The organism is Streptomyces sp. IBSBF 3136, from assembly GCF_036815105.1.
Classification (GTDB): Bacteria; Actinomycetota; Actinomycetes; order Streptomycetales; family Streptomycetaceae; genus Streptomyces.
This window is the reverse complement of sequence record NZ_JAJSZC010000071.1, coordinates 1-13,371: the sequence shown is the minus strand read 5'-3', so window position 1 is coordinate 13,371 and position 13,371 is coordinate 1. Positions and strand designations below refer to the sequence as shown.

Here is a 13,371-nt window from a genome sequence, read left to right as displayed (position 1 = left end):
GTATGAGCTGCGAGGCTTCTCCGCAGATCAGCGCACCCGCCCTCGTCAGGACGCATCAGCGGCAACTGACGGGTAAGTGCAAATTATTTGGGATGGCCCGGAATAGGAACACAGCGGCACCCACGCTCGTTGTCATTACGTGAGCACGACACAGACACCACCTGTTCTCGCCGCAGAGCTGGCGCAGGCGTGGGCCGATATTCAGCGGTACCACCCCGAGCTGCCTGACCTTGCCGCGCCAGAGTCCCTTATCGGGGAGTCGTCGTCCGCGTGCGGGCACGAACTCTCCTTCGAACGACTGCTTCACGAGGCAGTCCACGGCATCGCCGCCGCCCGCGGGGTCCGCGACACCTCCCGCGCCGGCCGCTACCACAACCGCCGATTCCTCGCCATCGCCGAGGAGCTGGGCCTGGACCACCCCGAGGAACCGCATCCCAGCAGCGGTTTCTCCCTGGTCACGCTCAACCCCGAGGCGAAGCGCCGCTACCGCCCCACCATGGAGCGGCTCCAGCGCGCGCTGAAGGCCCACACGGTGGCCACCTCCGCCGACACCTCCCGCACGTTCCGCGGCCCGGCCGCCCGGCACGGCTCCTCCGGTGGCGGGGTCCGCGTCAAGGCGGTCTGCGACTGCGGGCGCAACGTCCGCGTGGTGCCCTCGGTCCTGGCCCAGGCCCCGATCGTGTGCGGCGGCTGCGGCAAGCCGTTCCGTATCCCGGAGGTCGTGGGAGCGGCGGCGAGTTAGGGGTACGGCTGCTCGTGGCAGCCGTACCCCGCTCTCCCGCCGGGGCTCGCGCACCCGACGCAGCTCACCCCCGCGCCGGGTGCCTCCTCGGCATGCCCTGACGGGGCCCCGTATCGTCGTCAGCGCCCTCGTCCACACCCTCCGCCATAAGCGACCCACAGGGTGTGGCACAATGGCTAGCTGTACTCGACAGTCGCACAGGACCCCTCTCTCCTCCGGCTGACGCGTCCATCGGGCACTCGGGTACCGCAACCCCACGCGGCAATCTCGCCGTGCCCAACCACGTCAAATCCAGGAGAATCCACTCCCGTGGCAGTCAAGATCAAGCTGAAGCGTCTGGGCAAGATCCGTTCGCCTCACTACCGCATCGTCGTCGCCGACTCCCGCACCCGCCGTGACGGCCGTGCGATCGAGGAGATCGGCAAGTACCACCCGACCTACAACCCGTCGGTCATGGAGGTGGACGCCGACCGCGTCGCCTACTGGCTGGGTGTCGGCGCGCAGCCGACCGAGCCCGTCCTCGCCATCCTGAAGAAGACCGGCGACTGGCAGAAGTTCAAGGGCGAGCCCGCCCCGGCGCCGCTGCTCGTCGCCGAGCCGAAGGCCACCCGTCCGACGTTCGAGGCGCTCGGCGGTGACGACGAGGGCAAGGGTGAGGCCATCACCCAGAAGAAGAAGGCTGAGAAGAAGGACGAGGCCGCGGCTGAGTCCGAGTCGACCGAGGCCTGAGCAGCATGCTCGAAGAGGCGCTTGAGCACCTCGTGAAGGGCATCGTCGACAACCCTGACGATGTGCAGGTCGCCTCGCGCGACCTGCGTCGCGGGCGCGTGCTGGAGGTCCGGGTGCACCCCGACGACCTCGGCAAGGTGATCGGCCGCAACGGTCGCACCGCGCGTGCTCTGCGCACCGTCGTGGGTGCCATCGGCGGCCGCGGTGTCCGTGTCGACCTCGTCGACGTGGACCAAGTCCGCTGACGCTTTCGCAGCACCGGCTCGGGCCGGGGAGGGCCACTGGGCCGTCCCCGGCCCGTAGTCGTATGACAGGAGAACAAGCACAGTGCAGCTGGTAGTCGCACGGATCGGCCGTGCCCATGGCATCAAGGGCGAGGTCACCGTCGAGGTGCGCACCGACGAGCCCGAACTCCGGCTCGCGCCCGGCGCCGTACTCGCCACCGACCCCGCCTCCACGGGACCGCTCACCATCGAGACCGGCCGGGTGCACAGCGGCCGGCTGCTCCTGCGCTTCGCGGGCGTGAGCGACCGCAGCGGCGCCGAGGCCCTGCGCAACACCCTCCTGATCGCCGAGATCGACCCGGATGAGCTCCCCGAGGGCGAGGACGAGTACTACGACCACCAGCTCATGGACCTGGACGTGGTGACCGAGGACGGCACCGAGGTCGGCCGGATCACGGAGATCTCCCACCTGCCCTCCCAGGACCTGTTCATCGTGGAACGCCCCGACGGCACCGAGGTCATGATCCCGTTCGTGGAGGAGATCGTCACCGAGATCGACCTGGAGGAGCAGCGGGCCGTCATCACGCCGCCGCCGGGCCTGATCGACGACCGCGCCGAGATCGCGTCCTCCCGCGACGAGGACGAGTCCTGATGCGCCTCGACGTCGTCACGATCTTCCCGGAGTACCTGGAACCGCTGAACGTCTCCCTCGTCGGCAAGGCACGCGCGCGCGGACGGCTGAACGTGCACGTCCACGACCTGCGGGACTGGACGTACGACCGGCACAACACGGTCGACGACACCCCGTACGGCGGCGGCCCCGGCATGGTCATGAAGACCGACCCCTGGGGGGACGCCCTGGACACGGTCCTCGCCGACGGCTACGAGTCCGGCGCCCAGGCACCCACGCTGATCGTCCCCACCCCGAGCGGCCGCCCCTTCACCCAGGAACTCGCCGTCGAGCTGTCCGAACGCCCCTGGCTGATCTTCACACCGGCCCGATACGAGGGCATCGACCGGCGCGTCATGGACGAGTACGCGACCCGGATGCCGGTCCACGAGGTCTCCATCGGCGACTACGTCCTCGCCGGCGGCGAGGCGGCCGTCCTCGTGATCACGGAGGCCGTGGCCAGGCTGCTGCCCGGCGTCCTCGGCAACGCCGAGTCCCACCGGGACGACTCCTTCGCACCCGGCGCGATGGCGAGCCTCCTGGAGGGCCCCGTCTACACCAAGCCGCCCGTCTGGCGCGGCCGGGACATCCCGGACGTGCTGCTCAGCGGCCACCACGGGAAGATCGCCCGCTGGCGCCGCGACGAGGCGCTCAGGCGCACCACGGCCCACCGGCCCGACCTGATCGAGCACTGCGAACCGAAGGCCTTCGACAAGAAGGACCGCGAGATGCTCTCCGTCCTGGGCTGGGCCCCGGACCCGGAGGGCGAGCCGTACGGTCGATTTTGGCGCAGGACCGGGGCCGTGGAAGAATAGACCGCTGTTGTGCGCCCGTCCGGCGTGCGCCCCTGCCACAGGGGGACACGACGCCCGTCCCGACCCGCACGGCAGACCTCTTGTACACCTAGTTGCCGTTGATGACCTGTGGCATCAGCGAAGAAAGCAGACGAAATGTCTCACCTGCTCGACAACGTCGACGCCGCGTCGCTGCGCAGCGACATCCCGGCCTTCCGCCCGGGTGACACCGTCAACGTGCACGTCCGCGTCATCGAGGGCAACCGCTCCCGTGTGCAGCAGTTCAAGGGCGTGGTGATCCGTCGCCAGGGCTCCGGTGTCCGCGAGACCTTCACGGTCCGCAAGGTCTCGTTCTCCGTCGGCGTCGAGCGCACCTTCCCGGTGCACACCCCGATCGTCGAGAAGATCGAGCTCGTCACCCGTGGTGACGTGCGCCGCGCCAAGCTGTACTACCTCCGTGAGCTGCGCGGCAAGGCCGCGAAGATCAAGGAGAAGCGCGACAGCTGAACGCTTTTCCGGGGTCACGGCGGAGCCGGATAGCATCTGGCTCCGATGGACACCGAAGCACAGCCGACGGAACGCGACCGCTCCTCCCTTCCCGGTATACCGGGATCGGAGGGCCGGTCGCGTTTCGCGTTGGTGGCGTGGATCGCCGACCGGTTGCCGGGCGGCAGGATCAGCCTCACCCTCCTCGCCTGCCTTGGGTTTTTGCTGCTCCTCAACGCTTTCGTGGTGCAACCGTTCCAGATTCCGAGCCGATCCATGGAACAGGGATTGAGGATCGGCGACCGCGTCCTCGTAAATAAGTTGGCGTACCGTTTCGGTGCCCAGCCGCGCCGCGGCGACGTGGTTGTCTTCGACGGGACCGGGTATTTCGGGGACGCCGACTACATCAAACGCGTTGTCGGGGTGGGGGAAGACCATGTGGTGTGCTGCGACGAGAAGGGGAGGATCGAGGTGAACGGCCGACCGGTCGACGAGACGGCGTTCCTCTATCCGGGGGACACCCCCTCCACCGTCCCCTTCGACGTCGTCGTGCCCGCGGGCCGCCTGTTCCTCCTCGGGGACCACCGCGGCGACTCCAGCGACTCCCGCGACCACCTCGGCTCACCCGGCGGCGGCATGGTGCCCGTCGGCGAGGTCATCGGCCGGGCCGACTGGATCGTCTGGCCGTACGACCGGCTGACCCGGCTGCACCGCCCGTCCGCGTACGCGCGCGTGCCCGCCGCGGAGGGTGCGCATGGGTAACCGCGGCAGGCCGCGTGGGGTGCCCAGCACGCCGGCCGACAACCTGCTGCCCACCGGGACGCGCCGCACCTCGGCGGCCGGCCCCGCCCCCGGCCGCAGCCGCGCCGAGCGGCGCAAGCTCCAGCGCAAGGTGAAGCGCAAGCGCAGGCGTTCGGCTGTTCGGGAGATCCCCCTCCTGGTCGGTGTCGCCGTCCTGATAGCGCTGGTCCTCAAGACCTTCCTCGTCCAGGCGTTCGTGATCCCGTCGGGCTCGATGGAGCAGACGATCCGGATCGGCGACCGCGTCCTGGTCGACAAGTTCACCCCGTGGTTCGGCTCCAAGCCCAAGCGCGGGGACGTCGTTGTGTTCCACGACCCGGGCGGCTGGCTGGCCGACGAGCAGACCGCCAAGAAGCACGACCCCATCGTCGTCAAGCAGGTCAAGGAAGGCCTCACCTTCATCGGCCTGCTTCCGTCGGACAACGAGAAGGACCTGATCAAGCGGGTGATCGGGGTCGGCGGCGACCACGTCAAGTGCTGTGACGCGCAGGGCCGGGTCACCGTCAACGGCGTACCGCTGACCGAGGGCGCCTACCTGTATCCCGGCAGTTCCCCGTCCGCCACGCCCTTCGACATCACCGTGCCCAAGGGGCGCCTGTGGGTGATGGGCGACCACCGGGACAACTCCGCCGACTCCCGCGCCCACCAGAACACGCCGTACGGCGGCACGGTCTCCGAGAACTCGGTGGTCGGCCGCGCCATGGTGATCGGCTGGCCCGTCGGCCACTGGACCCGCCTCGACGAACCTAAAACCTTCGCAAGCGTTGTGAACTCCGTGTCGGGGTCGACCGCGGCTCCCGCGCCGTCGCATAGGGTTGCCTCCGACGATCCGAACGCAATGACCCAGCTCCCGAGCCCTGCGGAACTCCCGCTCGTTATGGGAGTGGTGGGCCTGCACCGTGCATGGGGCAGGCGGCGGCACAGAGTAAGGAGTTGGCGTGGGGGATGTGGCGGTTGGCGCACGGTCGGGACACGACGGCGAGGAGCACCGCGGGCACCCCGTGGAGGCGAACGTCCCCGGTCCCGGCGGCGCCATGAGCTCCGGGAGCTCGGAGTTCTCGGCGACGGGAGACGACACGCCGGAGGGACAGCGGCCCGAGGCCGAGAGCGACGGTACGGACGAGGGCGCACGCCCGCCGAGGAAGCCGCGCTCGTTCTGGAAGGAACTGCCGATCCTGATCGGCATCGCCCTGGTCCTCGCCCTGCTGATCAAGACGTTCCTGGTGCAGGCGTTCTCGATCCCGTCGGACTCGATGCAGAACACCCTCCAGCAGGGTGACCGCGTCCTCGTCGACAAGCTCACCCCGTGGTTCGGCTCCAAGCCCGAGCGCGGCGAGGTCGTCGTCTTCCACGACCCGGACAACTGGCTGGCCGGCGAGCCGACGCCCAACCCGAACCCGGTGCAGAAGGTGCTCAGCTGGATCGGCCTGATGCCGTCCGCCGAGGAGAAGGACCTGATCAAGCGGGTCATCGGCGTCGGCGGTGACACGGTCCAGTGCAAGGGCACCGGCCCGCTCGTGGTCAACGGCAAGGCGCTGAACGAGCCGTACGTCTACCCGGGCAACACCCCGTGCAGCCAGGACGACCAGGGCGGCCAGTTCAAGGTCAAGGTTCCCAAGGGCTACATCTGGGTGATGGGCGACCACCGCCAGAACTCCCGCGACTCGCGCTACAACCAGTCCGACAAGCACCACGGCATGGTCCCCGTCGACAAGGTCGTCGGCCGCGCCATCGTCAAGGCATGGCCGATCAACCGCTGGGGCACCCTGCCCGTCCCGGACACCTTCGACCAGCCCGGTCTCAACCAGCAGTCCTCGGCCGCGGCCGCCCTCTCGGTGGCCCCGGAGGGCGCCGCCGTGGCGGCGGTGCTTCCGGTGGCGCTGTGGCGGCGCGGGCGGACGCAGCCGGTGAGGTCCGACAAGCGCTGAGCGTTCGGCCCGGGGCGTGCGTGCCCGGGTCGTCGATGCCTCCGCCGTGAACGCGCGGGTGTGAACCTGCCGGTCGTGAACGTGCCGGTCGTGAATGTGCGGGCCGCGAAAGAGGGGCTGCCCCTGCCCGGTACTGCCGGGTAGGGTGCGGGTCCATGGGTGGCGAGAGCACGACGCGTACGGCCCCGCGCAGCGGGAGCACAGGCACGGCACAGACCGGCGGCAGCCGGCTCGGGCAACGGCTGTCCGGGCTGGCCGTGGCACTGGGTCTGGTCATGTTCCTCGGCGGGTTCGTCTGGGGAGCCCTGGTCTACCGGCCGTACACCGTGCCCACCAGTTCGATGACCCCGACGATCGACATCGGCGACCGGGTGCTGGCCCAGCGTGTCGACGGCGGTGAGGTCGAGCGCGGTGACGTCGTCGTCTTCCGGGACAAGAACTGGGTCGCCAACGCGAATGTCGTCAAGCGGGTCGTCGCGGTCGGTGGCGACACCGTCTCCTGCTGCACCGACGGCAAGCTCACCGTCAACGGCAAGCAGATCGACGAGCCGTACCTGCCCGAGGGCAGCCTGGCCGAGATCAAGAACTTCCCGACGGTGACCGTCCCCGAGGGCCGTCTCTTCCTGCTCGGCGACGAGCGCCAGGGTTCCCTGGACTCCACCGCCCACCTCACCGACGCGGCCCGGGGCACGGTGGCCCGCGATGCCGTCTCAGCCCGCGTCGACGCCGTCGTCTGGCCCATGAAGGGCATGCTCAAGCGGCCCACCGGCTTCGAGACCCTGGGCGCCCTCTCCCGGCCGGGCCCGCTCACGACCATCGAACTGCTGGTCGTCGCCGGTGCCGTCCTGGTCCTCGGCGGCGGCGCCTACGGTCCGATCGCCAAGCGGCTGGGCCGCTCCCGCGCCCGTGGCTGAGCCGGCCGAGCCCACGCCGACCGGCGAGGAGAGCTACGAGGGCGGTCTGCGCAAGGTCGCCCGGGTGGTCCTGCTCGACCCACGCGACCGCATCCTCCTGCTGCACGGCCACGAGCCGGACGACCCGGCCGACGACTGGTGGTTCACCCCGGGCGGCGGACTGGAGGGCGACGAGACGCGCGAAGAGGCCGCTCTCAGGGAACTCGCCGAGGAGACCGGCATCACCGACGTCCGGCTCGGTCCCGTGCTGTGGCGCCGGCGGTGTTCCTTCCCGTTCGCCGGCCGCCGCTGGGACCAGGACGAGTGGTACTACCTGGCCCGTACCACCCAGACGGCCACCGCGGCGCCGGGGCTGACCGAGCTGGAGCGGCGCAGTGTCGTCGGAGCGCGCTGGTGGACCTGTGAGGAACTGAGCCGGGCACGTGAGACGGTGTATCCGACCAGACTCGCCGGGCTGCTGCGCACGCTGCTCGACGAAGGTCCCCCGGCCAGGCCAATGACCCTCGACACGGAAATCGTCTGAGGGTCCGTCGGACTGGCGCACAATGGTGGGATCGCACGGCTGAAGGGGAACATGCCATGAGCGCCGAGGACCTCGAGAAGTACGAGACCGAGATGGAGCTGAAGCTCTACCGGGAGTACCGAGATGTCGTCGGTCTGTTCAAATACGTGATCGAGACCGAGCGGCGTTTCTATCTCACCAACGACTACGAGATGCAGGTGCACTCAGTCCAGGGCGAGGTCTTCTTCGAGGTGACCATGGCCGACGCCTGGGTCTGGGACATGTACCGGCCGGCCCGCTTCGTGAAACAGGTCCGCGTCCTCACGTTCAAGGACGTGAACATCGAGGAGTTGAACAAGAGCGACCTCGAACTTCCGGGCGGCTGACACGCCTGCGGTCCCCTCTTTCGGGTGACGGGTTTTTCCACAACCGGCGAGTAGCACACCAAGATCCACTTCTGTTCTCGTGATGCGTGACGGTTGGCGCCGGAGGTGGTGCCGACATGAGCAAGGCACGCAGTGGACTCGGCAGGTACGGCGAGGACCTGGCCGCGCGGCGGCTGACCGAGGCCGGTTTGACGATCCTGGAGCGCAACTGGCGCTGCGGGCGGTCCGGCGAGATCGACATCGTGGCCCGCGACGGAAACACCCTCGTCGTCTGCGAGGTTAAGACCCGCAGGTCAGGCATGTTCCAGCATCCGATGGCCGCCGTCACGCCCGCGAAGGCGCGACGGCTGAGGGACCTCGCCGAACGCTGGATCCAGAGCCACGGCGGAGCCCCGCCGGGAGGCGTCCGCATCGACCTGGTCGGCGTCCTCCTGCCCCGCCGGGGCGCCCCGGCGGTCGAGCACGCGCGGGGGGTGTCCTGACATGGGATTCGCCCGAACCTGCTCGGTGGCCCTGGTGGGCGTCGAGGGAGTGGTCGTCGAGGTCCAGGCCGACCTGGAGCCCGGCGTGGCGGCCTTCACCCTGGTGGGCCTCCCCGACAAGAGCCTGACGGAGAGCCGCGACCGGGTCCGCGCGGCGGTGGTGAACTCGGGCGGCGAGTGGCCGCAGAAGAAACTCACCGTCGGGCTCAGCCCGGCCTCCGTGCCGAAGGCCGGCTCAGGTTTCGACCTGGCCGTCGCCTGTGCGGTGCTCGGCGCCGCCGAACGCATCGACCCCAGGGTCCTCGCGGACCTCGTCATGATCGGGGAGCTGGGCCTGGACGGCCGGGTGCGGCCGGTGCGCGGCATCCTGCCCGCCGTCCTCGCGGCCGCCGAAGCGGGCTACGAACAGGTGGTCGTACCCGAGTGCGCCGCCGCCGAGGCGTCCCTGGTGCCCGGCGTGTCCGTGCTCGGCATCCGCAGCCTGCGCCAGCTGATCGCCGTCCTCACCGACGCGCCCGTGCCCGAGGAGGAGCCCGACGACCAGGGGCGCCCCGATCCCCTCCTGGCCGGCCTGCGGGTGCCGGGCACCGGCGCGGCCACCGGCATGCACAGCGCGGGTGCCGCACAGTACGACCAGGGGCACGACCTGGCCGACGTCGTGGGCCAGACCTCGGCGCGCACGGCCGTGGAGGTGGCCGCCGCCGGCGGGCACCACCTGTTCCTCGAAGGGCCGCCGGGCGCGGGCAAGACCATGCTCGCCGAGCGGCTGCCCGCCGTGCTGCCCCGGCTCACCCGCGAGGAGTCGCTGGAGGTCACGGCGGTGCACTCGGTGGCCGGGCTGCTGCCCCCGGGCAAGCCGCTCATCGACGTCGCGCCCTACTGCGCCCCGCACCACTCGGCCACGATGCAGTCGCTCGTCGGCGGCGGCCCGGGCGTCGGCCGCCCGGGCGCCGTCTCCCTCGCCCACCGGGGCGTCCTGTTCCTCGACGAGGCGCCCGAGTTCCACGGCCAGACCCTGGACGCCCTGCGGCAGCCCCTGGAGTCCGGGCACGTGGTGATCGCGCGCAGCGCGGGCGTGGTCCGGTTCCCCGCCCGGTTCCTGATGGTCCTGGCCGCCAACCCCTGCCCCTGTGGACGCTTCTCGCAGCGGGACGCCCTGTGCGACTGCCCGCCGTCGGCGATCCGCCGCTACCAGGCCCGGCTGTCCGGCCCCCTGCTGGACCGGGTCGACCTGCGGGTCGAGGTGGATCAGGTCACCCGCGCCCAGCTCACCGGCCCCGGCGCCCGCGGCGAGTCCACCGCCACCGTCGCCGACCGGGTCCGGGCGGCCCGGGAGCGGGCGGCCGCCCGGCTCGCCGAGACCCCGTGGCGCACCAACGGCGAAGTGCCCGGACGGGAGCTGCGCGGCCGCTTCCACGCCGTCGCCGGAGCGATGGACGAGGCCGAACGCAACCTCGAACGCGGTGTGCTCACGGCCCGCGGGATCGACCGGGTGCTGCGTGTCGCCTGGACGGTCGCGGACCTCGTCGGCCACGACCGCCCGGACGCCACCGACGTCGGCCTCGCCCTGCAACTGCGCACCGGAGTGCCGCGGGGCGTGCCCATGGCCATCGGGGCTCTCACATGACCGGGGCCCTGTCACGCCCGGGGGCATCACACGGCGGGGGGCACCGACATGACCGTGGGTGACCGGGAGCGGGAGCTGCTGGACCGTGTCTTCCTCACCCGGGTCGTCGAGCCGGGCGACGAGGCGTCCGGCCGGTGGCTGCGGCGCTACGGGCCGGGGGAGACGGTGCGGCGGCTGCGGGACGGCGGGGAGCCGCTGCCGGGGGTGAGCGGGACGCGGTGGGGCGGCCTGGTCGCCCGGGCGCGGCGGGCCGAGCCGGAGCGGGACCTGGAGGAGGCGTGCCGGGCCGGCGTGCGGTTCGTGTGCCCGGGGGACACGGAATGGCCCGGCCAGCTCGACGACCTCGGCGACGGCCGGCCCCTGGGGCTGTGGGTCCGTGGGCGGCCCGGACTGCGGATGTGGGCCTTGAGGTCCGTCGCCGTCGTCGGGGCCCGCGCCTGTACCGAGTACGGCAGCCATGTCGCCGGGACGCTCGCCGCGGAGCTGGCCGAGCGGGGCTGGGTCGTCGTCTCGGGGGGTGCCTACGGGATCGACGGGGCCGCCCACCGCGGCGCTCTCGCCGCGGGCGGGGCCACCGTCGCCGTGCTGGCCTGCGGGGTCGACCGCCCTTACCCGCGCGGCCACACCGCCCTGATCGACCGGATCGCCGAACAGGGACTGGTGATCGGCGAGTTGCCGCCAGGCGAGCATCCGACACCGAGCCGCTTCGTGCTGCGGAACCGGGTGATCGCGGCTCTGACCAGGGGAACCGTCGTCGTTGAGGCCGCCTGCCGCAGCGGCTCGCTGGTCACCGCCCGGGCGGCCGCGCGCCTGGGCAGGCTCACCATGGGGGTGCCGGGCCCCGTCACCAGCGGGCTCTCCGCCGGCGTGCACGAGATGCTGCGCGGCGAGGCGGTCCTGGTCACCGACGCGGCCGAGGTGGTCGAAGTCGTGGGTGACATGGGTGAGCTGGCTCCGCCCCGGCGGGGTCCGGTCCTTCCGCGTGACCTGCTGGAGCCGGCCGCCCGGGCCGTTCTGGCCGCCCTGCCGGGGGACCGCGTGGCCCCGGTTGGCGAGATCGCGTGCGACGCGGGCACCACGCCGGACGACGCGATCGCGAGACTGTACGAACTCCGAGCACTTGGTTACGTCGAACGACACGGCGACGGCTGGAAGTTGACACGCCAGGCGATGATCTCCGCCCGGACCGGCCGGGGGCGATGTTGACCGAGCGTGTTCGGCCGTCCGGGGGAACCCCCTATGCCCTTGGGAATTCCCGGAGTTGGCACCCGCGTCCGATCACACAGAGCGACCCGCGAGGTGCGGCGCGAGACCCGGTGGGGGAGGTTCGCGCAGGGGTGGTGCCTAGCTGTTCGCACACCGCGACTCCTCAGTCACGCTACGCTCACGAAGTCCGGGCGCAGAACGCGCCAACTCGACATCAGGCCGACAGCTCACCCAGGTACCCCACATCGGTGCACGACCTCCCAGGGCACCTCACCCACCCCACCACATCCCACCTCCGGTCACTTCCCCCGCTCCACGGCAGAACACGGCACTTCACGGCAGAACGGCACAAGGCGACGAATGCCCCAGCACACCTCCGGGTCAGACCGGGCGGCGATCCCCCCAGCCGCCCGCGACGGTGGCAGCGTGCGGCCGCCCGCTCCCTCGACGCTCGACGAGCTGTGGCGGTCGTACAAGGCGACGGGGGACGACCGGCTGCGGGAGCAACTGATCCTGCACTACTCGCCGCTCGTCAAATACGTGGCGGGCCGGGTGAGCGTCGGTCTGCCGCCCAACGTGGAGCAGGCCGACTTCGTCTCCTCGGGCGTGTTCGGGCTGATCGACGCCATCGAGAAGTTCGACGTCGACCGGGAGATCAAGTTCGAGACCTACGCGATCACCCGGATCCGGGGCGCGATGATCGACGAACTGCGGGCGCTGGACTGGATCCCCCGGTCCGTCCGGCAGAAGGCGCGCAACGTCGAACGGGCGTACGCGACGCTGGAGGCGCGGCTCCGGCGCACCCCCACCGAAGGGGAGGTCGCCGCCGAACTGGGCATGGAGGTGGACGACCTCCACGCCGTGTTCAGCCAGTTGTCGCTGGCCAACGTCGTGGCCCTGGAGGAACTGCTGCACGTCGGCGGCGAGGACGGAGACGGCCTCAGCTTCATGGACACGCTGGAGGACACCGCCGCCGACAACCCGGTGGAGGTGGCCGAGGACCGGGAGCTGAGACGGTTCCTGGCGCGGGCGATCAACACCCTGCCCGACCGCGAGAAGACCGTCGTCACGCTGTACTACTACGAGGGGCTGACCCTCGCGGAGATCGGGAACGTGCTCGGGGTCACCGAGAGCCGGGTCAGCCAGATCCACACCAAGTCGGTGCTGCAGCTGCGGGCGAAGCTCGCGGCCTTCGGGCGCTGACTCCTCCCTTCCGGGGTGGCGTATCCGTAAAGTGGTTGACGTGCCAAGGATTCGAGCGGCCTCCGTGGCCGAGCACCGGTCGATGCAGCGAGCCGCCCTGCTGGACGCGGCTCGGTCCCTGCTGTCCGAGGGCGGGACGGAGGCGCTGACCTTCCCCGCCCTGGCCGAGCGCACGGGGCTGGCGCGCTCGTCCGTGTACGAGTACTTCCGCTCGCGGGCCGCGGTGGTCGAGGAGCTGTGCGAGGTCGACTTCCCGGTGTGGGCGGCCGAGGTCGCGGCGGCGATGGAACGGGCGTCGACGGCCGAGGACAAGGTCGAGGCATACGTGCGGCAGCAGCTGGCGCTGGTCGGGGACCGGCGGCACCGGGCCGTCGTGGCGATCTCGGCGAGCGAACTGGACGCGGGTGCTCGCGAGAAGATCCGGGCGGCGCACGGAGAACTGGTCGCGATGGTCGTGGAGGCCCTCGGCGAGATGGGCCACGAGCAGCCCCGGCTCGCCGCGATGCTCCTCCAGGGCGTCGTGGACGCGGCCGTCCGCCGCATCGAACTGCTCGCCGCGGAGGACGCCTCGACGGTGACGGACGCGGCGGTGAACATGGCGCTGCGCGGCGTGGCGGGCTGACCCCACCGGGCCCCGCCCGGCATCCTTCGCCCTGCCCGCCTGCCCGCCTGCCCGC

16 protein-coding genes and 1 pseudogene are annotated in these 13,371 nt (G+C 71.1%); all 17 read left to right on the top strand.

Translation table 11 applies throughout. The annotated features are described in order from the left end of the window. Positions 1–139: 139 nt before the first annotated feature. Positions 140–742 carry a hypothetical protein gene (locus tag V7E45_RS17580; RefSeq protein ID WP_333775116.1) on the top strand — a complete coding sequence of 201 codons (603 nt, stop codon included), beginning with the start codon at positions 140–142 and terminating at the stop codon, positions 740–742. A gap of 309 nt (positions 743–1,051) precedes the next feature. Next, the gene (gene rpsP / locus V7E45_RS17575) at positions 1,052–1,471 is read left to right on the top strand and encodes a 30S ribosomal protein S16 (protein ID WP_333775115.1); all 420 of its coding nucleotides are present in this window, start codon (positions 1,052–1,054) and stop codon (positions 1,469–1,471) included. Between the two features lie 5 nt (positions 1,472–1,476). Further along, complete coding sequence (locus V7E45_RS17570; protein WP_033321114.1) at positions 1,477–1,716, top strand: RNA-binding protein; 240 nt, start codon at positions 1,477–1,479, stop codon at positions 1,714–1,716. Positions 1,717–1,798: 82 nt separating this feature from the next. Further along, on the top strand, positions 1,799–2,347 hold the full coding sequence (rimM, locus tag V7E45_RS17565) for a ribosome maturation factor RimM (RefSeq protein ID WP_333775114.1): 549 nt from the start codon (positions 1,799–1,801) through the stop codon (positions 2,345–2,347). Continuing rightward, positions 2,347–3,180 carry a tRNA (guanosine(37)-N1)-methyltransferase TrmD gene (trmD, locus tag V7E45_RS17560; RefSeq protein WP_333775113.1) on the top strand — a complete coding sequence of 278 codons (834 nt, stop codon included), beginning with the start codon at positions 2,347–2,349 and terminating at the stop codon, positions 3,178–3,180. Before rimM ends, trmD begins: the two co-directional genes overlap by 1 nt. A 135-nt stretch (positions 3,181–3,315) precedes the next feature. Then, positions 3,316–3,666, top strand: coding sequence for a 50S ribosomal protein L19 (gene rplS / locus V7E45_RS17555; RefSeq protein WP_333775112.1), 351 nt, complete (start codon positions 3,316–3,318; stop codon positions 3,664–3,666). Positions 3,667–3,711: 45 nt separating this feature from the next. Continuing rightward, positions 3,712–4,407 carry a signal peptidase I gene (gene lepB, locus V7E45_RS17550; RefSeq protein ID WP_333775111.1) on the top strand — a complete coding sequence of 232 codons (696 nt, stop codon included), beginning with the start codon at positions 3,712–3,714 and terminating at the stop codon, positions 4,405–4,407. Next, positions 4,400–5,494: pseudogene (lepB, locus tag V7E45_RS17545) on the top strand (signal peptidase I); the annotation flags it as partial. The gene lepB (V7E45_RS17550) and the pseudogene lepB (V7E45_RS17545), both read left to right, overlap by 8 nt. Next, entirely contained in the window at positions 5,385–6,374 is a 990-nt protein-coding gene (lepB, locus tag V7E45_RS17540; RefSeq protein WP_333775110.1) for a signal peptidase I, read from the top strand. The pseudogene lepB (V7E45_RS17545) and the gene lepB (V7E45_RS17540), both read left to right, overlap by 110 nt. A 155-nt stretch (positions 6,375–6,529) precedes the next feature. Beyond that, positions 6,530–7,288, top strand: a complete 759-nt coding sequence (gene lepB, locus V7E45_RS17535) for a signal peptidase I (RefSeq protein WP_333775109.1) — start codon at positions 6,530–6,532, stop codon at positions 7,286–7,288. Next, positions 7,281–7,811: an NUDIX hydrolase gene (locus V7E45_RS17530; RefSeq protein WP_333775108.1), complete on the top strand. Its 531-nt coding sequence runs from the start codon at positions 7,281–7,283 to the stop codon at positions 7,809–7,811. Before lepB (V7E45_RS17535) ends, V7E45_RS17530 begins: the two co-directional genes overlap by 8 nt. 56 nt (positions 7,812–7,867) lie before the next feature. Further along, entirely contained in the window at positions 7,868–8,176 is a 309-nt protein-coding gene (locus V7E45_RS17525; RefSeq protein ID WP_014675276.1) for a DUF2469 domain-containing protein, read from the top strand. Positions 8,177–8,262: 86 nt separating this feature from the next. Beyond that, positions 8,263–8,658 (top strand): YraN family protein, encoded by a 396-nt coding sequence (locus tag V7E45_RS17520; RefSeq protein WP_333775107.1) that lies wholly within the window; start codon positions 8,263–8,265, stop codon positions 8,656–8,658. Between the two features lies 1 nt (position 8,659). Continuing rightward, entirely contained in the window at positions 8,660–10,285 is a 1,626-nt protein-coding gene (locus V7E45_RS17515; RefSeq protein WP_333775106.1) for a YifB family Mg chelatase-like AAA ATPase, read from the top strand. 48 nt (positions 10,286–10,333) lie between these two features. Next, positions 10,334–11,491 (top strand): DNA-processing protein DprA, encoded by a 1,158-nt coding sequence (gene dprA / locus V7E45_RS17510; protein ID WP_333775105.1) that lies wholly within the window; start codon positions 10,334–10,336, stop codon positions 11,489–11,491. Positions 11,492–11,851: 360 nt separating this feature from the next. Then, entirely contained in the window at positions 11,852–12,694 is an 843-nt protein-coding gene (whiG, locus tag V7E45_RS17505) for an RNA polymerase sigma factor WhiG (protein ID WP_020942497.1), read from the top strand. Between the two features lie 64 nt (positions 12,695–12,758). Continuing rightward, entirely contained in the window at positions 12,759–13,316 is a 558-nt protein-coding gene (locus tag V7E45_RS17500; RefSeq protein WP_333775129.1) for a TetR/AcrR family transcriptional regulator, read from the top strand. The last annotated feature ends 55 nt before the right edge of the window (positions 13,317–13,371 follow it).